The sequence below is a fragment of the Larkinella humicola genome, from assembly GCF_008727875.1.
GTDB classification, from domain to species: domain Bacteria; phylum Bacteroidota; class Bacteroidia; order Cytophagales; family Spirosomataceae; genus Larkinella; species Larkinella humicola.
The window spans coordinates 789,448-815,599 of sequence record NZ_VTWS01000001.1; the positions used below are offsets into that span (position 1 = coordinate 789,448).

Consider the following 26,152-nt stretch of genomic DNA (forward strand, 5'->3'; position numbering starts at 1 on the left):
GAAGACCTGACAGGTTAAGGGGGGACCAAACAGGTTTTACGTTTTCGATATCGTCACCTTACTTGACGATGACCCCAACTTCAGCCGCCGAAGCCCAGTGTTCGTTTTCATTCACCGACGAAAGCGCCACCAGTTTGATGAATTTTGCGGTCTGAGGAGCCGGAAAAGCCACCTCCTGTTTTACCGGACTGTTTTTAATGTTGGCAAACGAACGGTTTTCCAACACCGGTTTCCAGTCGATTCCGTTTTCACTTACGTAAAAGCTGTATTGGTAAATCGTCCCGCCCGACTGGCCATCCTGCCGGGGCGTGTAGGTAAACCCTTTCATCGTCAGGCTTTCGCCCAGATTGACAACCAGCTCGTGCGGATGTTTCCGGCTGCCCTCCTGCCGGGCGGTTTGCCAGACGGTGCCGGGGTTCGAATCAATGGCCCGGCTGGCCGAATTCCGGCTGCTTTCATCACCGACGACCGACCAGTTGGCGGGTGCCAGGTCGAACGAAACCGGGATGGTTTCCGAGGATTCTGCGCCATTTTTGATGAAGGCTTTTGCCTTGATCGTACCACCTTTGGCATAGTTGAACGGTGCCGAATACCGCGCCGATGCCAGCGTTGGCTCTGTTCCGTCCGTGGTATACCGAATGACCGGATCGGCAACTTCCGAGATGATCGTCACCATTCCCTGTTTGCTCCGGGCAATCTGGGGGTTCGACAACAACTCCGGCGCTTTGTAAATACCGACCGACGACAGCACCGGGCAAGCGTTGGCGTCGAGAATCGTGACCCGCACTTTGGCGGTTTTCAGCGTCGGGAAAACCAGAATCCGTTTGTAGCCAATGGTCGTTTGCTGGTCGATGGTTTCGAACCGGCTGCCGTTCCAGGCTTCCACTTTGAACGACTTGACGCGTTGCCCGAGCGGAATGTATTCCTGCAACACCACGCGGTTGATTTCGGTTGGTTTCCCCAAATCGACCACAAAGGAAGCCTGCCGAACGGCGTCATCCGTCGTCCAGTAGGTGTCGTAGTTGCCATCCAGCAAATTACCGGCGGCAAACTGCTTATCCTTTCCCCGGAATGTAGAAGCGGTTACGGTTTTTCCAAGAGCCAGGTTCGTCTTGAAAGAAGCATCGACGATTTTCCGGAATTCCATCAGCCGCGTCGAATCGTTGGGATGAATCAGGCCTTCGCGCGAAACCGGCACATTCAACAGCAAATTGCCATTACGGCCTACTGACGAGTAATAAATCTTCATCAGGTGCGTCAGGGTTTTGACCCGGTCGTCGGTGTCGGGGCTATAAAACCAGCCCGGCCGAATCGACACGTCGACTTCCGCCGGAATCCAGTATTTCCCGTTTTCATTGCCGGTATTCAAGACCTGCGTGGAGGGCGCGGCACTGCCCATGCCAAAACCGTCGGTGTTCAGCGTCGACCAGTTGGTTTCACCGGCAATACCGGATTCGTTCCCCATCCACCGGCAACCCGGACCTATGTCACTGAAAATGATGGCTTTCGGCTGGTGTTTGAACACCACGCCCCGGAACAGATTCCAGTCGTATTCGTGTCGTTTTCCATTCGGACCTTCGCCATTGGCCCCATCAAACCATTGTTCGAACACATCGCCGTAACTGCTCAGTACCTCATCGAGCGTGTTGGCAAAAATCTGGTTATATTCCGGTGTGCCATAGGCGGGATGGTTGCGGTCCCAGGGCGAGAGGTAGACGCCAAATTTCAACCCGTATTCCTTGCAGGCATTCGATAGTTCACGCAAGACATCGCCCTGGCCGTTTTTCCAGGCACTCTCGCGAACCGTGTGTGTGCTGAATTTGCTCGGCCACAGGCAAAAACCGTCGTGGTGTTTGGCCGTGATGATGATCGCTTTCATGCCAGCCGCTTTGGCGGTTTTGGCCCATTGGCGGGCATCCAGACGCGACGGATTGAAGACTTTCGGATCTTCGTCGCCGTGCCCCCATTCTTTGTTGGTAAACGTGTTCGGACCAAAATGGATGAACATGTAATATTCCATTTTCTGCCACTGCACCTGCTGGGGAGTCGGCAGGGCACCGTAGGGAGCGGGGGGCGCGGTCTTTTGCGCGTTGACGCTTAACGCACTGAGTAATCCTAAATAAAGGAATTTTTTCATTGAAAAGAGATTGACAGCATACCCACCCGGTCAGTATCCTGGATGGCTGACCGGGTGGGTTAACTTGGTAACTTGTTTTTCCAATAACAATGGAGCTTTTGATTATAGAACTTACGTCTGACAATTCTAATTCACTGAAACATTGCCCCTAAATCCCCTAAAGGACGGTCGGCCGCTGCCGGACTTTAGGGGATTTAGAGACTATGAGCGGAAGTCCTAGATTAATCAAACACTCCTGAAAGGTTGGTAAAAGTAGTGCGGTTTTCTTCAATTGATTACTCAAGTGGCTGGTTTTTTCAATGCGGCATTATGGATCATAAAAGCCACCACGGTCAGGGTCTTCGACCGCTGACCGGGTTACATTCAGTTATTTGACTAATTTTACCAAAAAATACCTAAATAATATAAGAAATACCTGCGAACCCGGAACACGGTGGTGTTGTTGATAAAGCAGGAATTTTCATGTATGATTCATTCGCTTTCGTTAACCCTCGAACCCGATATTGCCCTGGATGATGCGGCTTTCGAGCGGGAAGTCTATAACCGTTTATTGATTCCGTCGGATCTGCTGACCGGAGCGGAACCCGAACGCCCTGTTGTTCGGAAACTCCGCCAGTCCATCGACGCCCGATCCCGGCACGTCAAAGTGCACATCGACGCCGAAGTGTACATTGGCGAAAAACCGCACCCCCTGATTGCCTACCAACGCACCTATCCGAACGTCAGCAATGCCCGGCAGGCGGTGGTGGTTGGCGCCGGTCCGGCGGGGTTGTTTGCCGCCCTGCGGCTGGTCGAACTGGGGATCAAACCGGTGGTGCTGGAACGCGGCAGCGATGTCCGGACTCGTCGGCGCGACCTGGCGGCCATTAACAAAGACCACGTTGTCAATCCCGAATCCAACTACTGCTTTGGCGAAGGCGGTGCCGGAACCTATTCCGATGGTAAGCTCTATACCCGCTCCAAAAAACGGGGCGATGTTCGCCGGATTCTCGAAATTCTGGTCGCCCACGGAGCCACGGAACAGATTCTGGTCGATGCCCATCCGCACATTGGCACCAACAAATTACCCGATGTGGTGATGGCGCTTCGGCACAGCATTCTCGATGCAGGGGGCGAAATCCGGTTTGATACCCGTATGGTCGATTTGCTGGTTGAACAAAACGAAATCAAGGGCGTTGTTACTGACCGGGGTGAAGAAATATCCGGACTGGGGGTCATTCTGGCCACCGGCCATTCCGCGCGGGATGTGTTTGCGCTCTTGCAGCAGAAAGGAATCACCATTGAGAGCAAACCGTTTGCGATGGGCGTCCGGATTGAGCACCAGCAGTCGTTCATCGACCAGGTGCAGTACCACCGCCCGAATCGGGGGGATTACCTGCCAGCGGCTTCGTACAGTCTGGTCACACAAACGCGGCATAAGGGCATCGAGCGGGGCGTTTTTTCGTTCTGCATGTGTCCGGGTGGCTTCATTGTGCCTGCCGCCACCGCGCCGGGCGAACTGGTGGTCAATGGCATGTCGCCTTCGCGTCGGGATTCAAAATTCGCGAATTCGGGCCTGGTGGTAGCCATCCACGAAAACGATTTGAAAAAATACCGGGACCACGGCCCGCTGGCCGGTTTGCAATACCAGAAAGAACTCGAACAACGCGCCTGTCGGCTGGCCGGGGGTGATCAAACCGCACCGGCCCAGCGGGTTTCGGATTTCGTCAACGAGCGGGTTTCGGCTAGCCTGTTACCAACGTCATACCAACCCGGCCTGAAACCGGCCGACATGAGTACGATATTGCCGGAAGCCATTGCTGGCCCCCTGAAAGCCGGTTTGAAACAGTTCGGCCTGTCGATGCGTGGGTATGTGACGAATGAAGCCCAGCTCATTGGGGTGGAAAGCCGCACCTCGTCGCCCGTCCGGATTCCGCGGCAACCCGACACGCTCGAACACGTGCAGATCCGGCGGCTGTTTCCGTGTAGCGAAGGAGCCGGGTACGCGGGCGGGATTGTGTCGGCGGCCATGGACGGTGAAAAATGTGCTGAACAACTGATAAAATGCTATGGTTGATCCTTCGTTTCATAGCTTCGCCAGCTCCCTTCGGGAACGACTGGCCGAACCCTTGCCCGGCCCGGATGCCCACCTGAAAATGGCAGCCCGGTCGCGCTTGCGAATGGCGATGCAACCGAACGAACGAACCCGGCGTAGCGCCGTCCTGATTGTTTTTTATCCCTACCAGAATTCGATTTTTTTACCACTGATTCTCCGTCCCCAGTACGACGGTGTTCATGCCGGGCAAATGGCCTTTCCCGGTGGCCGCATGGAACGCACCGACGAAAATCTGATTCGGACGGCCCTGCGGGAAGCGCAGGAAGAAGTCGGCATTCGGGTAACGGATGTAAAGGTGTTGGGCAAACTGACCGAGATCTACATTCCCCCCAGTAATTTTTACGTCCAGCCCGTGGTGGGCATCCTACCCTATCGCCCGGATTTTTACCCCGACCCACGCGAAGTCGAACACGTTGTCGAGGTATCGTTAGATGAACTGATGGACGAAAGCATCATCGGTGAAAACGGAATTGAAGTCAAAGGCACCCTCATCGACGCGCCCTTTTACCAGATTCAGGGTTTCAAAGTGTGGGGCGCAACCGCCATGATGATCAGCGAATTGCTGACGGTTATTCATTCCGTTCCGAAGTAAATTAGTAAAATCAGCTCTGGGATTCTATTTGAAAATTATTATATTTGTGATACAAGTATCATATACCCTGGATCGCACAATGAATACGACCAAACCCGTAGAAAAACCGGAAACGGTGCCTTTTTAGGCCTGACTGAAAAACCGGCACCTCTTTTGTTCTTTTTTTGCCCGGCGACGTAAAGACACCTCACGAAAACCGTCCAAATCCCGCATTTTGCTCCAATCTGGCCTGTTTTCTTGAAAACTATTGTATCTTTATGAAGCTATCGACGGAGCCATTCCACCCGCCGACCCAATCAAAACGATAGCGTTTACCATTGATTTTTATCCGTATCCATTCGAATGAGCGAAATTCTGGACCCAACTGATTTACCGGAAGATCAAAATGAAAACACCCTCCACCAGCAAACCGTGGTGTCGGGTCTCTACGAAAACTGGTTTTTAGAGTACGCATCCTACGTCATCCTGGAGCGGGCCGTTCCGGCCGTTGAAGACGGTCTGAAACCGGTGCAACGCCGGATTCTGCACGCCCTGAAGGAAATGGACGATGGGCGCTTTAACAAAGTGGCCAACGTCATCGGCCAGACCATGCAGTATCACCCCCACGGTGATGCCTCGATTGGTGATGCGCTGACCACCATCGGCCAGAAAAATCTGGTGTTCGACACGCAGGGCAACTGGGGCGACATTCGTACCGGCGACGGGGCTGCGGCTCCCCGCTACATCGAAGTCCGGTTGTCGAAGTTTGGCAACGACGTCATATTTAATCCGCAAACCACCGAGTGGCAATTGTCGTACGACGGCCGGAAAAAAGAGCCGGTGACCCTGCCCGTTAAATTCCCTCTGTTGCTGGCGATGGGCGTGGAAGGGATTGCCGTGGGCCTTTCGACCAAAATTCTGCCCCATAACTTCATTGAACTGGTTGAAGCGTCGATCAACATATTGAAAGACAAACCGGTTACGTTATATCCCGACTTTTTAACCGGCGGTTACATCGACGTCAGCAATTACAACGACGGTGGCCGTGGTGGTAAAGCCCGCATCCGGGCAAAAATTGAGGAATTTGACAAGAAAACGCTGATCATTCGCGAAATACCGTTCGGCACCACGACGACGTCGATCAAGGATTCGATCATCAAAGCCAACGACGACGGAAAGATCAAGATCAAGAAAGTGGAAGATCTGACGTCGAAAGATGTCGAAATTCACGTTCACCTCGCCCCCGGCGTTTCCCCCGATATTACCATCGACGCGCTCTATGCCTTCACCGAGTGTGAGGTGTCGGCATCGCCCAATGCCTGCGTCATTATCAAAGACAAACCGCACTTTGTGACGGTGACCGACATTCTGCGGGTGAACACCCTCCAGACGGTCGACTTGCTGGAACGGGAACTGCAAATCCGGCGGGCAGAACTGTTGGAAAAACTGCTGTACAGCTCCCTCGAAAAGATTTTCATCGAAAACCGGATTTATCGCAAAATCGAAGAGTGCGAAACGTTCGAGGCCGTGCTGGAAACCATCGACAAAGGGCTGAAACCGTTCAAGAAGCAATTTTACCGCGAAATTACGCAGGACGACCTGCTGCGACTGACCGAAATCCGGATCAAGCGGATTTCGAAATACGACGGTTTCAAAGCGGAGGAATTGATGCGGAGACTGGAGCAGGAACTGGCCGAAGTAGACGACAACCTGGCCAACCTGACCCGCTACGCCATCAACTATTACCGGGATTTGCTGAAAAAATACGGCAAAGGCCGCGAGCGGAAAACCGAAATCCGGGCTTTTAACACCATTTCGGCCAACGTCGTGGCGGCTGCCAATGCCAAGCTCTACGTCGACCGCGAAGGCGGTTTTGTCGGTTCCGGTTTGAAAAAGGATGAGTTTGTGTCCGACTGTTCCGACATCGACGACATCATTGTTTTCCGGCGCGACGGCAAATGTCTGGTGACCAAAATCCAGGACAAAACCTTCGTCGGCAAAGACATCATTTACTGCGCCGTTTTCAAAAAGAACGACGAGCGCAAGGTTTATAACCTGCTTTACCTCGATGGCAAATCAGGGATTACCATGGCCAAACGGTTCAGTGTTACCGCCGTGACCCGCGACCGGGAATACGATCTGACGATGGGCAATCCGAAGTCGAAAGTGTTGTGGTTTACGGCCAACGACAACGGCGAAGCGGAAGTCGTAACGATCAACCTGACGGCGCAGAGTACGGCCAAAATCAAGCAGTTCGACTACAATTTTGCGGAAGTTGGCATCAAAAACCGCTCCGCACAGGGCAATATCCTGACGAAGTATCCGGTGCGAAAGGTGAGCCTGAAATCGGGCGGGGTTTCCACCCTCGGGGGCGTCGACATCTGGTATGACGAACACCTCGGCCGGTTGAACCGCGACGAACGCGGAAAATATTTAGGAAATTTCGACAACGGAATGAGCATTTTGGTGGTCTATAAAGATGGGCAGTACGAACTGACCAATTATAACCTGACCAACCGCTACGAACCGTCCGAAATTGCGGTTCTGGAAAAGTTCGACAGCGAGCGAATTCTGTCGGCCATCTATTACGAAGTCAACCAGAAATCGCATTACGTGAAGCGGTTTAAGGTTGAAACCACGACGCAGGACAAGAAATTCAGCTTTATTGGCGACACAAAAGGCTCAAAGCTGATGGCGGTTACGGCCGACCGGTTTCCGCGTTTCGAAATCGCCCACCAGATGAAAGACAAGGGACCGCTCGAAAAAATGGTGCTGGAGCCTGAGGGGTTCATCGATGTGCGGGGTTGGAAGGCTCTGGGGGCGAAATTGCCATTTGCCAAGGTGAAAGAAGTGAAATTGCTCCCTCCCCGGCGCAATAATGAGCGGGATATAGCGGAAAATACCGCGATAACGCCTAACTTAATCGTCGTGGATGCGGAAACGGACGAACCAATGGATGATACACCCGAAACGGAAGACAACGGAAGCGAGCCATCCGCCAAACAATTAGGCTTGTTTTCATGATATGAATCCAATGTCGTACACGACTGACCGGGAATCCGGCGATTACAAAGGAGTCAGACCCCGGGTTCGGGTGTCGCGGATGAAGCGTCTCGTGAAGGGAAGCATCACCCTGGCGTTTGCAGGGGTGACCATCGTGCTCCTTTGTAATTTCTGGGTTGTCTACAGCACCCGGAGTCAGGTCTATTTCGACATGGATTCCCTGCCTTCCAATGAAGTCGGTCTGGTGCTGGGAACCAGCAAGTCTGTGAAAAGTGGAAACGAAAATCTGTTTTTCCGCTATCGGATGGAAGCCACCGCCCGGCTCTGGAAAGTGGGCAAAATCAAACACATCATCCTGAGCGGCAACAACGACTCGGAATATTATAACGAACCCTCCGACATGAAAAAAGCCCTGCTGCGGATGGGCATTCCGGAGGCTGACATGACCCTCGATTACGCCGGTTACCGCACGTTCGACTCGGTAGTTCGCTGTAAACAGGTGTTCAATCAGGACAAGATAACCATTATCTCCCAGAATTTTCACAACGCCCGCGCCCTCTACATTGGCAACCACCAGGGCATCGACGCCATTGCCTTTGCCGCCCAGGACATTCCAGGCGGTTATTCCTTCCGCACCCTGATTCGCGAGTACCTGGCCCGCCCCCTGGCCGTTCTGGATGTGTACGTCGTGCATCCACAACCCGAAATGGAAAATAAGGAGATTCGCTAGAGACGATCGTCTCTCGACCTGACCGGCAAAACCTGCAAGTTATCCGCCCAATCCCACCGGCTGTTCATTCCAACTAGGCGAACCGTCAAAGCAACTCTACCTTTGAAGGGTTTTCAACTACACACCAGAAATGAAATTCGTCTATTTGATCCTGTCGGTCCTGGGTTTCAGTTTCCTGCTCTCCTGCAAGAAATCCGGCTATGAAACCAAGAACGGAGCCGTCTACTACAAAGGCAACAAGGTCAACCTGGAAGACCTTGATTCGTTTGAGGAACTGAACTCCGTTTATGCCCGGGATGCCGTTGCGGCTTATTATCGGGGAAGTTACATCGAAGCCCACGGAGCTAGTTTTGTTGCATTGGACGAGCATTATGCTAAAGATAAATCCACGGTTTATTACTGCGATAATTCATTGGATGGCCAAACGTATTTTACCTCCCGGAAAAATAGCATCAAGCGATTACCAAAAGCAGATGCCGCTTCTTTTGAACTGTTATTGAATGGCTATGCCAAAGATAAACTACATGGCTATTCGAATGGCGTGCTGTTTCCGGTACAGGATATTGCCACCCTCCAGCCCCTTGATTACAGTTTTTGTAAAGATAAAATATTCGGTTATTACGCCCTCACGATGATTTCGAACAGTGACGGACCTTCCTTTGAAGTCGTAGGAAACAGTTTTGCCAAAGACCGAAACCGGGTATATTATTGCTGGATCAATTACGCCGATCCGAAGGTCCGCAACTTGCCGGTAGCACAGGTCATTCCCGAAGCAGACCCCGAAACATTTGCGGTTTTAGACCTCGATTATTCCAAAGATAAAAACCGGGTATACTACAAAAATCAACCGCTAAACGGCGCAGACCCGCTCACCGCCCGACTAACGGAGCCAAACTACCATGACTATCTGTCGGATACGACACAGGTTTTTTACCAGCACAAACCCATTTCAGGAGCCGATGTAGCCTCTTTTGAGTTACTGAATGACTCTTATGCCCGGGATCAGAAAACCGTGTTTTACCAGGATAAGCCGCTAAAGAACAGTGACCGAGCCACCTTCACCGTCCTGGAATCTGGTTATGCAAAAGACAATAGACACGTTTATTTCGATGGGAAAGAAGTAAAAGGAGCCGATGCGGCCAGTTTTAAACTGGTTGAAAACGTGTATAACCAGGATGCGGCTGATGCAAAACACGCGTATCATACGGGGAAATTAAAAAAAGCCGGTGATGACGAATTGTGAATTGGATACTTTCACTTTCGCCCCTAAATCCCCTAAAGGGGACTTTATGCACACTTCGGTGTCCAAGTCCCCTTTAGGGAATTTAGGGACGAAAGCGTAAGAACTAAAATTATTCCATCTCTACTTTTTTCTTTTATATCCGAATTTAACTTTATACGTTACGCCAATTACCGTCCCGCTGCTTTCGTCAGAGTCACTCATAGCCACATCTTTAAATACCGACAAATCCAGGCTTTGCACTTTGGTTAAATCCATCGTAACTCCCGCTTTATAGCGGATTTGGTCAAATTCAACGCCGACCAGATAAAATACATCAGCGGAGATAAAAGGGGTCAATCGGGAGGAGTTTTTATACGATAATTCAACTTTATTCCGCAAATAACTTCCAGCCGCTACCAGCCCCTCGGTATCATCTTTAAACTGATTTTGGTACCGAAGCCGGTAGTCCAGTTTCAGGTTTCTCCAGATTTTATGATCGTATGTAATCTGCCCGTAAAACCGGTGATAGGGACGGTAATAATACGCATCGGTTTCTTTGTTCCATTTCCTGCGACCCGTATAGCGGTAAAAACCGCTGATTTCCCAGGATTTGCTGAGTTTGTAGGATAGCCCCGCTTCGCCCAGGAACGCCCGGGTGACCGATACATTTTCACTAAAACGAAGCTGCGTATTGACTTGCAGGGCAACCTTTTTTGTAAATTTTTTCTCCAGACTCACCCCCGACCAGAGCCCCAAACCCGTGCTTTGTGACCAGCCCAACACGGGTAACACGATCAGCCAGACAATCAGGCCGGCCTGAAGCTGGTTAGCGGAGAAGCGAAGCGGCTGCTTTTTGAACGGATTCGTGTTTTGCATCGTCCTGGTAATAATAGATGGTGATTTGAGCGGAATCTTTTAGAAAGTCAATACCCTGAATGTCAACCCGGTGAATATCCAGCCCCGTACGGTTTTCCAGGTCCAGCAACAGATCCGGTCGCCGACCCGGCACGATCAGATCCACCCGGTCGTAGAAGACGGTTTTGCTGAATTCGCGCCGAAAAAGCCAGTTTCCCTCCAGAAGTTGCACACAAAGCAGGATCAAGCCGTTGATAACCGCCAGTTGGTACCCGCTTCCCTGACTGACTGCCGAAATCAGACCGACCGCAATCACCACGAACAGGTACGTCATGTCTTTGGCCGAAAGTCCCTCGGTTCGGTAGCGGAGCATCGAAAAAACCGCAAACAGCCCAAAAGCCGCCCCAATCGACATCTGGACCTGATTCAGTAGAAAGGTAATCAGGAAAATGATGAGGTTGAACGTAAAAAAAGTCAGGAACAGATCGGTTTTTCGGTAAATGCGGTAGTAGACCAGCCGGATCAGGACAACCACCGTAAACAGATCGAGGCCCAATCGGGTGAAAACGCCATCCGGCAGGTTGGCGAATCCCGGGGTGTCAGGCGTAGAGAGGTGTTGCAACAGGAGCGTCATCGGCAAGGAGTTTGTGTAATTGTTTTAGTTTCGGTTTGAAAAGATTTTGCTTCAGGGTGTGGTCAAGACTGATCAGGCCGAGGCAGTATTTGCTCAGCGAGCCTTCCCGCAGCCGGTATTGCTTCATCAGTTTCAGAAATTCCGACGCTTTCAGCGCATCCTGTTTCAGTTCGGCAATCACGACCTGCGGATAGCCGCGCTGCTGCGTTCCATTCCGAAAGCGGACGTCCAGATCAATCGTCAGGCGCTCAGCCGTCGTCTGGCTGACGAGCGTCAGACGGGTATAATTCACCCACAAAACCGGCCTCAGATGGGCGGTTTCATATCCGGTATTTTGCATCAGAAAAGCCGCACTCGCTTCGTCGAAACCCATGCCGGGGCGGCTGGCGTTCGGAATGCGGGTTTTGATGGTCCGTCCCTTGTTGTTTTTTAGCTTGACTTCCGTGAATGTGAGGTTCGACTGCACATAATGCCGTTGCCGGATTTTGTAGCGGTTGAGCCGCCGGGTGCGATGGTCATGGTAAAACCGCAACTCATCGGTGTCGAAATACAGCGTTTCGTAGGTGCAAAGCCGGTTGCCATCAATCTCAAGCCAGGCATAATGGGGCTGTAACGCCGTCAGCAACCGGGGCAACTGGTGCAGGGGCAGCATGAATTTGGTATCCGTGCGGTTCATCAGCCGGACGCCCTCCATGTCGGCCAGCGCAATGGGTGCAAACGAACTCGCCCGGGCTTCAATTTCCCGGACATCAACTTGAAAAGGGGTTCGCATGGACGCGGTTATTTTAAAAACGTACTGACTTCCTGGTTGCGGGTGACCACGTGGGCTTTCAGGACACCTAGCGCACTGATAAAGTTGGCCGAACTGCTCAGATTCGAATATTTACCGGTCTCGGTAGCCTGCGGGCCGATGACATACGGCGAAATGAGGCTGGTATTTTTCTCAAAAAGCGCGTTCATGTTGGCGGGTGTGAATACGGTTTCCAGAAACGTCTTGGCGTGTTCTTTGTAGCGGGCGTAATAAACCGGATCATTGGCTACGTAACGGAGCAGCGGCCAGCTACTGGTCACTTCGGACATGGAAATCGAAACCGCCCGCATACCCCCGCCCCCGCCATTGCCCGGGTTGCCGCCCCCGCCCACAGTGCTGGTCATCGACATGTTGTGATCCCACGGAATCCAGGTCAGTTTGCCGGCCGGGGCGTTGTAGAGGTAATAATTGTGTGCCATCGCGCCGTAGGTATCCCAGTTGACGATGGTATTGTTGACTGCCAAAAACTTTAGGTAATGGTCGACGTTGAACGTTTTTTCGAGGTTGGCCCGCCATTCGGCGGCATTGGTGGTGCGGGTGGTGGCATTGAGGGCCGTCACGAAAGCCTGGGCATCGGACCAGTCGGCCGCCGTTTCGTTGTTTTTCTTTTCAAACTGGCTTTGCGTAAACTGCTGAAAGGTCGATTCCGGTTTGTAGATGTTGCCGTCGTCTTCGCCAAACTGTTCCTCGACCATCGTGTCGTCGATCACTTCGACCATCGTATAAACCCCACAGTATTTCTGGCCTTCGCCGAAATCGATGTACACTTTGTAAAAAGCCGTTTGGGCCGCCGGAACACCGGCACTGCGAAAAATATCGGCCACCACTTTCTCCCGAATCAGTGAATTATCACTGTAGGCAGGCGACATCGACAGTTCCTTAAAACCGTAGAACCGCTGATTTTTGATGTCAGGGAAGTCGTCTTCAAATTTATCGAAGTGCAACCGGAACGGGAGTTTGTAGATGCCGGATCGCCAGGTCGACGATAAACTCGAGTTGCCTTTCAGCCGAAAACCAACCTTGTTCCAGACTTTTCCGTTAAATTTGACCGGCAGGGCAACATAATCGGGGTCATCGGAACCAAAACCGCCTGCCCCTCCCATGCCTCCGCCGGTTGTGCCACTGCTGCCGAAATCGCTGCCAAACTTGGTTTTCATGTCCGCGCGGATCGCGGTCCATTCGGCCGCAGTCATGGTTATTTCCAGGGTATTGACCTGATCCTGCGGAAAAACGACGACATAATTGGGATCGACCTCGTTGCTGTGTGATTCGGTGGTCCAATCCGAATTGGTCGAGCCCGGCTCAATGTCGATGGCTTTTTGCTGGCAGGAAAACCCGGTACCAACCAAAGCGAGAAGAAGAAGAAGGCGAGATGGTGTCATGCACATGTACGGTTGAGAATCATTATTTGACCGTACGTACAAATTTCTGAAAGCGTTGCAAGGGTATTTCGCTAATTTTGTCCGCTCACGAAACTACTTTGGCGGTTCACTCCCCTTGTTCGTCGCTTCGTAGGATTGGACTGGGAACCGTATTTTCCTGGAATTAAATTGCGGGCAGCATTGTCATGTTAACCAATCCAGTACCGTGACGCTATGACCTTTGTTTACCACAAAAAAGAGAAGCCTGAAATCAGTCCGTATTTTCACCTGGCTTTTGCGCAGGAAAACCTGCGACGCGAAAAACAACGGGCGGGTTTGCTGGCCAGTGTTTTCGGTGTTGGCGTGCTGATTGCCTCGTTTTTTCACTCGTTCATTCCCGAGTCAGCCTTTCCACACCAAGCCAAGATGGACGTCCTGCGGGTGGTCTTCAGCTTTATGCTCTTCATGGGCCTGTATGAACTGAGCATCTGGAACCTGTTCCGCCGATGGCTGCAAAAAGGCATTCACATGCCTCAATTCACCAAATTCCTGAACGCGACGTTTGAAGTGACCTCCATTTCGCTGTTGATGTATTTGATTTCGGACAAGTTCGACCATCCGATTCTGGTCATGCTGTCACCCTTTGCCACGCTCTATTACTTTTTCATAATTCTTTCCACCCTCCGGCTCAACTTCTGGATTTCGTTTTATACTGGTCTGGTGGCGGGTTCCGAGTATCTGCTGCTGAGTGTGTATCTGCTGGAACAGCCGTCGCTGGTGGCCGACTCGCTTGATCTGTACATGTCCGTAGCGTTTGCCTACGGGGTGAAAGCGGGCATTCTGGTGTTGTGCGGGGCGTGTGCCGGTTTTGTTTCCCGGCAAATCCAGAAAAGTATCAAAACCTCCATCGAAGGCAACGAAACGCATAATCAATTGATTACCTTCTTCGGCCAGCAGGTTTCCCCCGAAATTGCCGACCTGATCATCAAAGAAAAGGGGATGCTGAAAAGCCAGCACATGAAGGTCAGCGTGCTGTTTCTGGACATTCGAAATTTTACCAAATACGCCGATAAGCACACCGCCGATGAGGTCGTCGCCTATCAAAATTCGTTCTTCAGAATTATTGTCGACGTCGTCAACCGCCACGGCGGCATTGTCAACCAGTTTCTGGGCGACGGCTGCATGATTACCTTTGGCGCCCCGATTCCGCTGGACAACCCCGCCGAAAATGCGGTCAAAGCCGGTCTGGAAATCATCGATGAAATTAAAAAAGCCGTCTTTGCGGATCTGATTATTCCCACCAGCGTCGGCATTGGCGTGCACGTAGGCGATGCGGTAATCGGCAACATCGGCACCGAAACCCGGCAACAATTCTCCATTACCGGCAACGTGGTCATTCTGGCCGCCCGCATTGAACAACTCAACAAAGTCTACGGCACCAACATGCTGGTGTCGCAGGATGTCATCAACGAACTGTCCGAATACCCGGCCCTGACCGAACTGCTGGGCGTGGTCGATGTCAAAGGCATGGAAGATGGCGTTGAATTGTATAAACTTTCCTGACCTCAGAACAGGAAACCGACCCGCAGCATCGGCAGTTTTTCTTCTTCCGAAAGGGCATACAGAAACGAGATAACGGTCTGCTTATACGGCGACAGCCAAACACCCCCGCCGTAGCCGTGGTGCCAGGTTTTTGAGTTTTCGCCTTTTACCCATACCCGGCCCACATCATTGAACGCCAGCACGCCCAGATAAGCCGGGAAAAGATACGTCCGGATGGTCGCCACTTTCAGCCGAAGTTCGGTATTGTTATAGAGCGTGCTCCCCCCCGCAAAACGCGTTCGCCGGAAACCGCGCAGGTTCGACAGACCGCCCAGCGTGTTGGCCTGAAAAAATTCGTAGTCCGAGAAATTCACCCCGCCCCCCACGCGCGAAGCGATGGTCAATGTGGTTGGTAACCGCAGACTGGCATAGAACGCCAGATCCGACTGGATCCGCGTGAGATCCTGTGAGTGGGTTGAAATGCCTTCGTACAATCGTAGCTCAGTTTTCCAGTAGGTGCCTCGGGTTGGCAGGATTTTGCTATCGCGGTTGTCGATGAGAAAACCGGCTTTTAGTCCGGCATACCACCGTCGGCTATACAGATCCGGTCCATCGGGTAGCGTATTGTCAAATTCCTGGATATACCGTCGGGGATTTTCCTCCACCTCAATACTTTCCACCGCCGGACCGTAATACACGTTCAAACTGCCGATCTTGTGCTGAAACAGGGCACTGACTGCCATGTTTTCAAACCGCGTTCGGTAATACTTGATGCCTTGCCGTTTATCAAAAACCGTATTGTTACCCAGCCCAAAAAAGTTATAAACGTAGTTCGGAGCCTGCAAATCAGCATCCAGGCGAAGGTCGGCTTTGCCTATCACATCCGTAAAGATTCCGTCGTAATTGAAATTATAGGCTTCGGTTGCAAACGCATGATTGACCACAAACCGGTGCTGCTGGGCATACGGTTCTTTCCGAAAACCGTGTCTGGTATATAAAAAACCGCCCCCCAGAAAAAGACCATCATCGGGGTTGTACTGCACCGAAACCTGCGGAAACAGAACGTCGTACTGGAACGATTTCCGGTCGTAGGCATTAATTTTTGATTTTCCCGATAGCCGCACCCGCGTTTCGGAGCCGGGGTCTACCACCGTTTTTTTCGAATCGTACACCACCGTTTCCCGCCGAAGCCCCGACGCCGAGGAGCTGTCCGTCACCTGATCGCGACCTTTGCCACCAATGATTCGCAGCAAAATTCCGTCGTTGGTTTTTCCTTTTACGATAAACTCATCGTCGCCCCCCAGGCCAAACAACCGCACTTCGCGGGTTTCGTCCGCCTTGAAAACCCGCCGGTAGAGTTGTTCACCGGTTTCTCCCGCTTTTTTTAGCTTGGACACCACCACCGTCATTGGCCCGTCCGGTTGCCGCTCTACTTCAAACCGTTCTTTTTTGTCGCTGCCGGTCACCTCGACGGTTTTGGCCAGAAAGCGGTAAAGTTCCTCCGCATAACGCGCCAGATCGGTCCGGCGGCTTTGCAGTTTGGCTTTGATGGTGGCTGCTGTTTCCTCGTACGCGGCTTTGGGCAATTGCTTCAATGCCGTATCGATGACGGCATCCGTGAGTTGCCGGGATAAACTGTCAGCGGTTTGCAGCCATTCTTCCAGCGACGGTTCGGTCAGGAAACTGCGGTCGAAATACCGGGCGTTGAACGCCAGACCGGGAACATCCCGGATGGTTTGACTGAATCCCTGGAACTTCGGCATGGCCCATTTCCGGCTGACCACCTTCGGAATGATTCCCATGTTCACGAAGAAAGCCTGATCGCGGTCGCGCGGAATGGGTTTGAATTGCAATCCCCTATCGGTTTTGAAACTCGCCCAGCGCCACTGGTCATCGTGACGATCCCAGTCGCCCAGCCAGATGTCGAAGAGTCGCGCCTTCAAAACCGCCAGCTGGTCGACCTGGTTGTCATTGTCGTCCGCCAGTTTCTCGAGTAACTTGGTGGTGCTGAGTATTTTTTTGGTCCCGCCAAACTGCGAACTGTTGGCGTAATTGCCATCTACCCGTTCTTCAAACAGTGCCAGCGACCGGGCGAACGTCCGGCGATACGGCCCCAGCAGCGAGTCGTCGGGAACAATAACCAGTTTGGGATTCGTATGAAAAACACCCACGGCATCGGCCAGCGGTGGCACCACCAGGGCCGCAAACGGGTGCGATGCCGAAATCTGATCCTGCACCAGATCATTGACAAAACCGCTGCGTAACGCTTTCGGAATGGCATTTTCGGCGTACTTTTCAACGGATCGCAGCACGTATTCCTTGCCGTCCTGCCCAGCCATCCGCAGCGAGAACGTCTGCATGCCGCCCCCGCGCTGCAAGGGTTTGAGCCCGCCCGCTTCCTGCCGCAGATTCAGCACCGGAACCGAAACCGGGCTTTGCCAGACATCACGGTAGTTTTCACCCAAAAGCATCCGGTGCAAGGGCGATGCGGCATACTGGCCACTGGCAATGACATTCTGCTCCGTGGGTGCCGTCGTAGACGCGGGCGTTGGCAGGGGCTTTACGGGCAACGTAAAGGCCGTTTCGAACAAGAGTATACCGGTTTCCGATCCGCCGTCGGGGGCAAAAAACCGCACCCGCGTCTTTCCATTTTCTTCAAAATCGAGCCGGGCGAATCCTTTCGCCGATGAAGCAAATAAACTGTGCCGCCCCTTTTTAACCGATACGGATTTGGAACCGCTGCCGCTGGTGACGTAATAGATGGAATCCCGCAGAATCAACTGCTCGTTGTGGTCATGTCCGTTGACATACACGACATTCCGGTATTTTTTCAGCAGCGAAACTATGCCGTTCCGCATCAGTTTGTACTTCGGATGCTGAATGTCCTGAATATTGCCAATCAACGAGCGATAAACCGGGTAGATCGATCCCAAAACCGGCAAGGGAATGTAGAGAGACGGATTGAGGTCGGTTAATGGAAAAAGATGGTCCTTAAGTGTAAAATACCCCCCGTGTTCGCCGTGGCTATACATCGGGTGATGGCCGGCCAGCACCACTTTTTTGTTCTGATTTCGGGCCAGCACATCGTCCAGCAACAGCAGAAAAGAAGGCAGATCTTTCGCTTCGCAATCCGATTCTTCACCCGGTTTGTCCCAGGGATGAAGCCACCATTGGGTATCGATCAAAACCAGGGTAATCTCGTCATTCAACGCTACTTCGACCGGTCCCGGACAGCCGTCTTTCGGAAAAAACACGTCTTCACGACCCAGTTCGGCGGTTACGAAGGCGGCCTGGTTCCGCACCCGGTCCCAGCCTTCCCGCTTACCCTGCTGCCAGTCGTGGTTGCCCGGAATGACGAAAGCACGTCCTTTAAAACCCGACAGGATGGCGAGTTGATCTCGCATCCGGCGTTCGGCATCGCCACGGTCAGCATGAGACGAGTCGGGTAAGCCCCGGGGATAAATGTTATCGCCGAGGTAAATCAAACTGCTGTTGGCCCCGCTGGTCAGCAACTGGCTTCGAACGGTTTTCAAAACCACATCCCCTTCCGGCTGGGGTTCGCCCGCGTCGCCCAACAGAAAAACCGTATAGGGTTTCGACTGGGCGACGACCCGGAAGGGAAAACATATTAACAAAAGAAAGGCTGTGTAGAGTATTTTCATACGCCTAGTACAATTCGGATTTACGGCTGGTTCGCAAACTCGAGAATATAACCGGGTTTTCCGTCCCCTTCGCTGGCGATGTAGAGCGTTCCGTCGGGCGCAAAGCAAATGCCTTCGGGTTGGCGATACAGTTTTGGGTCGAGGGCTTCGGTGGCAACGACCTTCCCCTTCCGATTGAGCACAACGATCCTTTTTCCAACCGAAGTCAGGAAATACAAGTCACCGGTCTTTGGATGAACAGCCAAACCCGACGGCTTGAATTTAGGAGCCGCCACGCCAGCCTGGGTCAAAACGTCGTCTTTGATAGTCAAGCCTTTGTAAACCACCTTCGTTTTGATGTCGTACGTATAAACCGCCTTCTCGTTCTTCTTGGAGTTTTCTTTCACCGCAATCAGCAGCCGTTCGGTTTCGGCATCGTACGCCAGGCCTTCCACCTCCGTTTTAGACGGCAAATCCGTGGGTGTGCGGGCAATTTCCTTCGAAAATGGCTTAAAATGGTACAGATCGCCATTACTTTTCAGGGTATAAATCTCGCCTTTGGCCCATTCGATGCCTTCATAATCACCATAGCCCCCAAAAACCGAGGAGTCGGTCACGGCTTCTTTTTTCAGATCGAAAAGGTAAGCAACCGCCTTTTCGTCCTGCACACAGAGCAGTTGGTTGTCTTTGTAGTACGACAGTCCGGAGATTTCTTCCAGATCGGGCGGAAGCGTAAAGCGTCGGGTGGGCGTTTTCAGGTCGTAGGCCAATGGCTGTTTTTCGGAAGCATTTTCTTCGCTAACAGCTTGATTTTCGCCATCTTCCTTGCTTTTTTTGGCCGTACATGCTCCTAAAAAACAAAGCAGGGCGAGAACGACAACTTGTGATTTTTTCATTCAAAAAGGTTACAGGTTATTTGACCGGGAAATAATAGGCCGCCAGACCAAACGCCAGGACGGACGCTGCAAATCCGAACATAAAAGTGGTGTAGGAAATTCGGAGCAGCCGGTATTTTTTACCCAACACTTTCCCCAGAAAATAAATATCCCGGGTCATGCTGCTATACAGAAAATCGCTGTCGTTCATCATTTCCCGCATTCCCCATTCGTAATCGGCCAAATCCATTTTGTGAAAATTGCCAAAAAACAACAAGTTCGCCTGCTTCTGGTGAATATCTTCTTTGGAAAACCGCCCGCTGGTGATGGTGGGGCGGGTGGCCAGAATGGCAAAAATGGTTGCTACCAGGCAACTGGCGGTCAGCATGATGGTGGGAACGACCAACTGCGGCCATTCTTCCAGTTTCCGAATCAGGATACTGATGATCAGCGAAACGATGATCGTATTGACCGAAATCATGATGTTGGCTTTGTTGTCGGCCATAGCGCTGAGCTGGAAGTGGTTTTGGGAAGTCACGCGGAACATGGTTTCGATGCCGCGCCCCGGTTTTTTCACCTTATCGGGTTCTTCTTCCGTTTTGTGTTTATCCGAGGGTTTCCCGTCTTTCTCCTGTTCTTCGGCTTCCAGTTCGGCCAGCTTACGACGAGCTTTTTTGAGATTTTTTTCTTTCAGTGGGGTTAAAACCTCCTTCCCGTAGTCGGTAAAATAATGGTGTTTTTCCATGAGGACGATAGAGCCCTGCATCCACTTCCGTTTGCCCACTTTTCCATAGACGCTTTTCACTTCCTGCCTCAGCATTTCGCTCCGCTCAAAAAAACGGTCGGAACTCAGATGAAACAGATCGGCATCGCAAAGCACTTCAGCCATTTTTGATTGCGGGTTTTGGGGCATACGGGTAGCCAGAATGTTGTCGACCACCACCTGAATCCGTTCCGGCCCGATGGAAAGGGATTCCAAAAAAGGCTTTACCATTTCGGCACCAATCGTTTCGTGTTGCTGGCAGCTTTTGGCATAACCCAGATCATGTAACCAAGCGGAAATCAACACGTTTTCCAATTCTTCCGGGCTCAGGTCAGTTTGTTTTCCAATCAGTTCAGCGGCTTCAACCACCTCGCGGGTGTGCGTCAGATTGTGATAAACCAGGTTAGTTGGCATCTCATGAAGCAACGTTTCAGCGTATTCCCGCGTACGGATAACTGACGATCGATCGGTAGGCATAATCAAGTTTCTGAGTTTAACGGAAAAAGTGGTTGCAGATTGTGACAAAAAATGGGATATAAAGTCTAAGTGATACCGATAAACGATTCCCCAGCGGACAATTTATAGGATTATTCTGGTGATTCGTCTATACATTTCGGCGATTCGTCTACAAATGAAATAAAATCAATTTACTTGGTAAACTCTGTTGACTAGATTTGTGTTAAACGGGTATTATTCATACCACTGCCTTTCCGAATGAAGCACGTTGTACGGGAGCGATTCAGTTTAATTTTCATTATCCTGAATGCACTCTTTTTTCCTGTTTTTGCGCAAACATCCTACAAGATCAGTGGTCGCGTCACCGACGCTGTTACCGGAGAAGGCATTCCGTTCGCCAATATAGCCATTAAAGGCAAAACCGTTGGAACAACCTCGGACGAAAATGGCAGGTTTTCACTGACCTCCACCCAAACCGGCGACTCCCTCCTGTTCTCCAGTCTGGGTTATCAGAACCGGGCCTACCGCATCATTCCGGTGGCCAGCCAGGCCATCGACGCCGTTCTGACCTCCTCCGCTACCAAACTTCAGGAAGTAAAAATATATGCCAAAGGCGGTGATCCGGCCTACCGCATCATCAAGGAAGCAATTCGTCGGCGCGACCAGTTCGATCCCGACCAACTGACGGCTTTTCAGTATGAAAGTTATTCCAAAGTGGAAGCCTACGTCAACAATTTTGCCAACGAACGCAAAAATGGCCGAAAAGGAGGCCCGGTCGGCCGGTTGCTCTCCAAATTGCCGGCCATTTACGACAGCCAGGGAAAACCGGCGGTTCCGGTGTTTGTTTCGGAAACGTTTTCGGAATACTACCAGCGGGCGAATCCCCATAAAGTAAAAGAACGGATCTTGAAAAGCCGGGCTTCGGGTGTAGGCATCAGCGACGGCGGGGTTTCGGCGCAGTTGACCGGTTCGTCGTTTCAGCAATACAATTTCTACCGCAATTACATCAGCCTGCTGCGGAAAGACCTGCCCTCTCCGCTGGGTCAGGCCTGGCAAACGGTTTACAAATTCCGGCTGATCGATACGGTCACGGTTGGTGGACTCGTCTGTTTTCAGGTGGACTTTGAACCCAAACGGCCTACCGATCTGGCGTTTTCCGGTACGGCCTGGATCGACACCACCCGCATGGGTCTCACGCAGATCGACGCCAAAATCGACCAGCGCGCCAACATCAATTTTGTCGATGAAATCCGGATCGAACAGGAATGGGAGGATGTGGGCGACAGCACGCAGACGTCTTCGGTTCGTTTGCCGGTTTTAACGCAACTGCTGATCGATACCGATGAGCCGACGCCCAATGCGCCCGGTGCGTTGGTTCGAATGTACGTAGCAGCCCGGAACGTAAAAGTCAATGTGCCCAAAGAGTCGAAATTTTACGAACCACCCCTGGAACTGGCCGAAAACTACAACGAAAAATCCCCGGCATTCTGGCAAACGATTCGCCCCGAAGGACTGGATCCGGACGAACTGAGGGCTTTTACCATTGTCGATTCCGTACGAAATGTACCTTTCATGAAATTTCTGGGGCAGGTAGTGAATCTTACTGCCGTGGGTTATTATCCATTGGGGCCCCTTCACCTCGATGTGGGACCATTGCTAAACAGCTACGCTTTCAACAATGTCGAAGGGCACCGCCTGCGACTGGGCTTGCGGACGAATTCGGGGTTTAGCCGCCGGTGGATTCTGGGCGGTTACCTGGCCTACGGAACGCGCGACCAGCAACTCAAATACGGTATGAACATCGACTACGTGGTCAGTAAAAAACCGTATACGATTGTCGGTATCCAGAAAAGCTACGACATCGAACGACTGGGAACATCGTCGGAAAACCTGGGCGGCAACACGATTTTTGCGGCTTATACCCGTTTCGGAACGCTGCGCCGTCCCTACATGCAGGAGTTTCACAATACCTACCTCCGAAGTGAACTGGGCAAGGGAATAACGCAAACGATCAGTTTACGAAACCGGTCTTTCGAGCCGCTCTTTCCGTTTGCCTACAACACCAACGATCGGGAAACGATCACCGCCAGTCAATACCGCACCACCGAGTTGCTGTTTGAAACGCGGTTTGCTCCCGGTTCGCTGATGATTCAAAGCGACAACGACCGGTTCAGTGTGGAAGGCAGCAACAATCCGGTGTTCACGTTTCGCTACCAGTTGGGGATGCAGGACGTTCTGCACGGCGATTTTTCTTACCACCGGTTTAGCCTGAATGTGCGCCATTCGTTCCGGATGGGCGTTCTGGGCCGAACCCGTTACCAGGTCAATGCCGGTTACATTCCCTCCACGATCCCGTATCCGTTGCTGTACATGCCGCTGGGCAACGAGACATTTTTCCGGGTCGAGAACTCGTATAACCTGATGAATTTCTTTGAATTTGTCACCGATCGCTACGTGGGCGTGATGGCCGAACATAATTTTGAAGGCTTGTTTTTCAACCGGATTCCGGCAATTCGGCGGCTAAAATGGCGGTTTCTGGCCACGGGAAATATCCTGATGGGCGGTGTTAGTCAAGCCAACACGGCGCTCATACCGGCCACCGACCAGTTGGGCCAACCGGTTTTGGGATTCCAGTCGCTGAGCCGGGCGCCGTATGTGGAAGTCGGTTACGGCATCGACAACATCTTCAAGGTGTTTCGCGTCGATGCGATTCACCGCCTGACCTACCGGAACAATCCCAATATTTCGACCTTTGGAATCAAAGTTTCGGCCTGGGTAAATTTATAACGGTTATCTTGCAGCCGTAAACGATTTCTGATTAACCAGACATTCTTATGGCGAAAGCACCAGAGGCCGAAGTAGCGACCTTAAAAGAATTTATTGAGGCCAGTGGCATCTCCGCCACGGCCGATGACCGTGGTTTTTATTACACCATTCAAGCTCCGGGTTCGGGCGAAAAACCAACCGTCCGCTCCAACGTGACGGTGAATTATGAGGGCTCGCTGACCAACGGCAAAGTTTTTGACAGCAATAAAAACATCAGTTTTGGCCTCTATCAGCTTATTCTGGGCTGGCAGGAAGGCATTCCGCTGATTGCACCGGGTGGCAGTATTACGCTGTATTTGCCCCCAAGTCTGGCCTATGGTTCACGCGCGCAGGGCGGCATTCCGGCCAATTCCATTCTGATCTTTAAGATTGATCTGATCCGGATTAATTAAATTAAGAGGGAATGATACATGTAAAATGAGTAATGTTCACTGTAAAAGTAGCCAGGCGCTGTTCACTTTCACAGTGAGCATTACTCATTTTACATGTATCATTCCCTGTCGAACTACCGATTACAGGATCAACTTGGAAGGATTGATTCCCACCAGTTCGATATCGAAGATCAGTTCTTCGCCCGCCAGCGGATGGTTGGCATCCAGCGTTACCGACGTGGCCGTCACATTCCGAACCACTACCGGAACCGCCTGCGGATTCCCGTCCTGATGCATGTTGAGGGTTAGTCCAATTTCCAGCTCAATATCGTCCGGGATCAGCGAGCGGTCAAATTCGAAAATCATATCTTCGCTCGACGGACCATAGGCATCTTCCACCGGAATCCGAACGGTTTTTGCCTGCCCTATCTCCATTCCTTTTACGCCTTCGTCGAAACCCCGGATGACCATGCCGCTTCCTACCTGAAACTGCAATGGCGACCGGCCACTGGAGGAATCAAACACGGTACCATCGTTTTTTCTGCCGGTATAGTGCACTTGCACCGTATCCCCAGCCTTTGCTTCTGCCATAATACGAGTTGAATTGTGTAGCGGCAAAACTACCCAAACCCGCCGAAAGTCAGGCACGATTTGCCGATTATTTGAGCCAATGTTCTTCGGGGTTGATGAATGATGAGCGATGAATGATGCCAGAAATCCGTCGAACACACATCGTTCATCAACCATCATTCCCGTCAATAAGCCCTTGCAAAAACAACTCGCTGTTTCGACGGTTTTCCTGAGTAAATACAGGTTCCTTCTTCCAGCTCGGCATCCAGCGGAATACAGCGAATGGTGGCTTTGGTTTCTTCCTTGATGGCTTCTTCGGTTTCAGAAGTGCCGTCCCAGTGGGCCATCAGAAAACCGCCTTTTTCAATTTGTTCCTTAAATGCCTCATAGGTATCGACCCGGAACGTATGCTCCTGCCGGAACAGCGCGGCTTTGTTGTATATGTTGAGCTGAATCTCTTCCAGCAGATTCTGGATGTGCGCAACCAGACCGTCGGCCGAAATGGTTTCTTTCGTTTTCAGATCCCTCCGGGCAATTTCAACGGTATTGTTTTCAAAATCCCGCATCCCCATTGCCAGCCGAACAGGCACCCCCCGAAGTTCATATTCGGCAAACTTCCATCCCGGTTTGTTGGCGTCGCTGGTATCGTATTTAACCGAAATGCCGGCCTTCTTCAACTCCTTGATCAGCGGGTTGATTTTTTCAGACAACTGCGCCAGTTGCTCGTCGTTGCGGAAAATGGGAATAATGACCACCTGAATCGGAGCCAGTTTGGGTGGCAAAACCAGGCCGTCGTCATCCGAATGCGCCATGATCAGAGCGCCCATCAACCGGGTGCTGACGCCCCAGGAGGTTCCCCAGACGTAATCCTGCTGGTTGTCTTTGGTCAGGAATTTCACATCGAAAGCTTTGGCAAAATTCTGGCCCAAAAAATGGGATGTTCCCGCCTGCAGGGCCTTGCCGTCCTGCATCATGGCCTCGATGCAGAGCGTATCATCGGCTCCCGCAAACCGTTCGTTGGCGGTTTTGGTCCCCCGGATCACCGGCATTGCCATCCATTCTTCCGCAAACGTGGCGTAGACGTTCAGCATTTGGGTCGTTTCTTCCATCGCTTCCCGTGCTGTGGAGTGGGCGGTGTGCCCCTCCTGCCAGAGAAATTCGGACGTTCGCAGAAAAATCCGGGTTCGCATTTCCCAGCGAACCACATTGGCCCATTGGTTGATCAGCAATGGCAGATCCCGGTAGGACTGAATCCAGTTTTTATACGAACTCCAGATGACGGTTTCCGAGGTGGGACGCACGATCAGTTCCTCTTCCAGCTTGGCTTCCGGATCCACGATGACACCGGAACCGTCTTCCGCATTTTTCAATCGGTAATGGGTCACTACGGCACATTCTTTCGCGAAACCTTCCACATGGGAGGCTTCTTTGCTCAAAAATGACTTCGGAATGAACAATGGGAAATAGGCATTGCTGTGACCGGTTTCCTTAAACATATCGTCCAAAGCCCGCTGCATTTTCTCCCAGATCGAAAAACCGTACGGTTTGATCACCATACAGCCGCGAACTGCCGAATTTTCGGCCAGATCCGCTCTTTTAATTAACTCGTTATACCACTCGGAATAATTCTCGGAACGCGAAGGAATTGCTTTTGCCATGTCGGACTAAAAATATTTTTTTGTTGCGATT

At 51.8% G+C, this 26,152-nt stretch carries 18 protein-coding genes; 8 read left to right on the plus strand and 10 right to left on the minus strand.

The features are described from left to right. Window positions 1-58: 58 nt before the first annotated feature. Window positions 59-2,137 (minus strand): discoidin domain-containing protein, encoded by a 2,079-nt coding sequence (locus F0P93_RS03355; RefSeq protein ID WP_150874930.1) that lies wholly within the window; start codon window positions 2,135-2,137, stop codon window positions 59-61. Window positions 2,138-2,603: 466 nt separating this feature from the next. On the opposite strand from F0P93_RS03355, the gene F0P93_RS03360 reads away from it, so the two are divergent. From F0P93_RS03360 to F0P93_RS03380, 5 genes are all read left to right on the plus strand, one after another. Beyond that, a complete protein-coding gene (locus F0P93_RS03360) occupies window positions 2,604-4,193 on the plus strand; it encodes an NAD(P)/FAD-dependent oxidoreductase (protein ID WP_150874931.1) in 1,590 nt (529 codons plus the stop codon). Next, on the plus strand, window positions 4,186-4,824 hold the full coding sequence (locus F0P93_RS03365) for an NUDIX hydrolase (protein ID WP_150874932.1): 639 nt from the start codon (window positions 4,186-4,188) through the stop codon (window positions 4,822-4,824). Before F0P93_RS03360 ends, F0P93_RS03365 begins: the two co-directional genes overlap by 8 nt. Before the next feature lie 342 nt (window positions 4,825-5,166). Beyond that, complete coding sequence (locus F0P93_RS03370) at window positions 5,167-7,827, plus strand: DNA gyrase/topoisomerase IV subunit A (protein WP_150874933.1); 2,661 nt, start codon at window positions 5,167-5,169, stop codon at window positions 7,825-7,827. Between the two features lie 10 nt (window positions 7,828-7,837). Further along, the gene (locus tag F0P93_RS03375) at window positions 7,838-8,536 is read left to right on the plus strand and encodes a SanA/YdcF family protein (RefSeq protein WP_225309355.1); all 699 of its coding nucleotides are present in this window, start codon (window positions 7,838-7,840) and stop codon (window positions 8,534-8,536) included. A gap of 130 nt (window positions 8,537-8,666) precedes the next feature. Further along, window positions 8,667-9,779, plus strand: coding sequence for a DKNYY domain-containing protein (locus F0P93_RS03380; RefSeq protein WP_150874934.1), 1,113 nt, complete (start codon window positions 8,667-8,669; stop codon window positions 9,777-9,779). Between the two features lie 120 nt (window positions 9,780-9,899). Here F0P93_RS03380 and F0P93_RS03385 read toward each other — a convergent pair whose 3' ends face one another. Genes F0P93_RS03385 through F0P93_RS03400 form a run of 4 tightly spaced genes read right to left on the minus strand, consistent with a single transcriptional unit; the run spans window position 9,900 to window position 13,440 of the window. Further along, on the minus strand, window positions 9,900-10,634 hold the full coding sequence (locus F0P93_RS03385; protein WP_225309356.1) for a DUF2490 domain-containing protein: 735 nt from the start codon (window positions 10,632-10,634) through the stop codon (window positions 9,900-9,902). After that, window positions 10,585-11,247 (minus strand): DUF4956 domain-containing protein, encoded by a 663-nt coding sequence (locus tag F0P93_RS03390; protein WP_150874935.1) that lies wholly within the window; start codon window positions 11,245-11,247, stop codon window positions 10,585-10,587. The genes F0P93_RS03385 and F0P93_RS03390 overlap by 50 nt, the downstream gene beginning before the upstream one ends. After that, the gene (locus tag F0P93_RS03395; RefSeq protein WP_150874936.1) at window positions 11,213-12,019 is read right to left on the minus strand and encodes a polyphosphate polymerase domain-containing protein; all 807 of its coding nucleotides are present in this window, start codon (window positions 12,017-12,019) and stop codon (window positions 11,213-11,215) included. The genes F0P93_RS03390 and F0P93_RS03395 overlap by 35 nt, the downstream gene beginning before the upstream one ends. An 8-nt stretch (window positions 12,020-12,027) precedes the next feature. Further along, a complete protein-coding gene (locus tag F0P93_RS03400) occupies window positions 12,028-13,440 on the minus strand; it encodes a CotH kinase family protein (protein ID WP_225309357.1) in 1,413 nt (470 codons plus the stop codon). Between the two features lie 213 nt (window positions 13,441-13,653). Here F0P93_RS03400 and F0P93_RS03405 point away from each other — a divergent pair, with 213 nt between their 5' ends. After that, window positions 13,654-14,982 (plus strand): adenylate/guanylate cyclase domain-containing protein, encoded by a 1,329-nt coding sequence (locus F0P93_RS03405; RefSeq protein WP_150874938.1) that lies wholly within the window; start codon window positions 13,654-13,656, stop codon window positions 14,980-14,982. A 2-nt stretch (window positions 14,983-14,984) separates the two neighbouring features. Here the strand turns inward: F0P93_RS03405 and F0P93_RS03410 are convergent, their stop codons facing one another. From F0P93_RS03410 to F0P93_RS03420, 3 genes are read right to left on the minus strand one after another with little or no spacing between them, the layout of a single operon-like run. Further along, the gene (locus F0P93_RS03410; protein ID WP_150874939.1) at window positions 14,985-18,623 is read right to left on the minus strand and encodes a BamA/TamA family outer membrane protein; all 3,639 of its coding nucleotides are present in this window, start codon (window positions 18,621-18,623) and stop codon (window positions 14,985-14,987) included. A 20-nt stretch (window positions 18,624-18,643) separates the two neighbouring features. Beyond that, window positions 18,644-19,498, minus strand: a complete 855-nt coding sequence (locus F0P93_RS03415) for an SdiA-regulated domain-containing protein (protein WP_150874940.1) — start codon at window positions 19,496-19,498, stop codon at window positions 18,644-18,646. Between the two features lie 16 nt (window positions 19,499-19,514). Continuing rightward, on the minus strand, window positions 19,515-20,654 hold the full coding sequence (locus F0P93_RS03420) for a Pycsar system effector family protein (protein ID WP_225309358.1): 1,140 nt from the start codon (window positions 20,652-20,654) through the stop codon (window positions 19,515-19,517). A gap of 300 nt (window positions 20,655-20,954) precedes the next feature. On the opposite strand from F0P93_RS03420, the gene F0P93_RS03425 reads away from it, so the two are divergent. Together F0P93_RS03425 and F0P93_RS03430 are read left to right on the plus strand one after the other, a co-directional pair. Beyond that, complete coding sequence (locus tag F0P93_RS03425) at window positions 20,955-23,483, plus strand: DUF5686 and carboxypeptidase-like regulatory domain-containing protein (RefSeq protein WP_150874941.1); 2,529 nt, start codon at window positions 20,955-20,957, stop codon at window positions 23,481-23,483. A gap of 47 nt (window positions 23,484-23,530) precedes the next feature. Next, complete coding sequence (locus tag F0P93_RS03430) at window positions 23,531-23,914, plus strand: FKBP-type peptidyl-prolyl cis-trans isomerase (RefSeq protein WP_114409586.1); 384 nt, start codon at window positions 23,531-23,533, stop codon at window positions 23,912-23,914. Between the two features lie 120 nt (window positions 23,915-24,034). Here F0P93_RS03430 and F0P93_RS03435 read toward each other — a convergent pair whose 3' ends face one another. Beyond that, window positions 24,035-24,484: an FKBP-type peptidyl-prolyl cis-trans isomerase gene (locus tag F0P93_RS03435; protein ID WP_114409587.1), complete on the minus strand. Its 450-nt coding sequence runs from the start codon at window positions 24,482-24,484 to the stop codon at window positions 24,035-24,037. Window positions 24,485-24,648: 164 nt separating this feature from the next. Further along, on the minus strand, window positions 24,649-26,121 hold the full coding sequence (proS, locus tag F0P93_RS03440) for a proline--tRNA ligase (RefSeq protein ID WP_150874942.1): 1,473 nt from the start codon (window positions 26,119-26,121) through the stop codon (window positions 24,649-24,651). Window positions 26,122-26,152 lie beyond the last annotated feature (31 nt).

Coding starts and splice junctions, on each gene's coding strand:
- F0P93_RS03355 (WP_150874930.1), bottom strand. CDS start 2,137: ATGAAAAAATTCCTTTATTTAGGATTACTCAGTGCGTTAAGCGTCAAC.
- F0P93_RS03360 (WP_150874931.1), top strand. CDS start 2,604: ATGATTCATTCGCTTTCGTTAACCCTCGAACCCGATATTGCCCTGGAT.
- F0P93_RS03365 (WP_150874932.1), top strand. CDS start 4,186: ATGGTTGATCCTTCGTTTCATAGCTTCGCCAGCTCCCTTCGGGAACGA.
- F0P93_RS03370 (WP_150874933.1), top strand. CDS start 5,167: ATGAGCGAAATTCTGGACCCAACTGATTTACCGGAAGATCAAAATGAA.
- F0P93_RS03375 (WP_225309355.1), top strand. CDS start 7,838: ATGTCGTACACGACTGACCGGGAATCCGGCGATTACAAAGGAGTCAGA.
- F0P93_RS03380 (WP_150874934.1), top strand. CDS start 8,667: ATGAAATTCGTCTATTTGATCCTGTCGGTCCTGGGTTTCAGTTTCCTG.
- F0P93_RS03385 (WP_225309356.1), bottom strand. CDS start 10,634: ATGCAAAACACGAATCCGTTCAAAAAGCAGCCGCTTCGCTTCTCCGCT.
- F0P93_RS03390 (WP_150874935.1), bottom strand. CDS start 11,247: ATGACGCTCCTGTTGCAACACCTCTCTACGCCTGACACCCCGGGATTC.
- F0P93_RS03395 (WP_150874936.1), bottom strand. CDS start 12,019: ATGCGAACCCCTTTTCAAGTTGATGTCCGGGAAATTGAAGCCCGGGCG.
- F0P93_RS03400 (WP_225309357.1), bottom strand. CDS start 13,440: ATGACACCATCTCGCCTTCTTCTTCTTCTCGCTTTGGTTGGTACCGGG.
- F0P93_RS03405 (WP_150874938.1), top strand. CDS start 13,654: ATGACCTTTGTTTACCACAAAAAAGAGAAGCCTGAAATCAGTCCGTAT.
- F0P93_RS03410 (WP_150874939.1), bottom strand. CDS start 18,623: ATGAAAATACTCTACACAGCCTTTCTTTTGTTAATATGTTTTCCCTTC.
- F0P93_RS03415 (WP_150874940.1), bottom strand. CDS start 19,498: ATGAAAAAATCACAAGTTGTCGTTCTCGCCCTGCTTTGTTTTTTAGGA.
- F0P93_RS03420 (WP_225309358.1), bottom strand. CDS start 20,654: ATGCCAACTAACCTGGTTTATCACAATCTGACGCACACCCGCGAGGTG.
- F0P93_RS03425 (WP_150874941.1), top strand. CDS start 20,955: ATGAAGCACGTTGTACGGGAGCGATTCAGTTTAATTTTCATTATCCTG.
- F0P93_RS03430 (WP_114409586.1), top strand. CDS start 23,531: ATGGCGAAAGCACCAGAGGCCGAAGTAGCGACCTTAAAAGAATTTATT.
- F0P93_RS03435 (WP_114409587.1), bottom strand. CDS start 24,484: ATGGCAGAAGCAAAGGCTGGGGATACGGTGCAAGTGCACTATACCGGC.
- proS (WP_150874942.1), bottom strand. CDS start 26,121: ATGGCAAAAGCAATTCCTTCGCGTTCCGAGAATTATTCCGAGTGGTAT.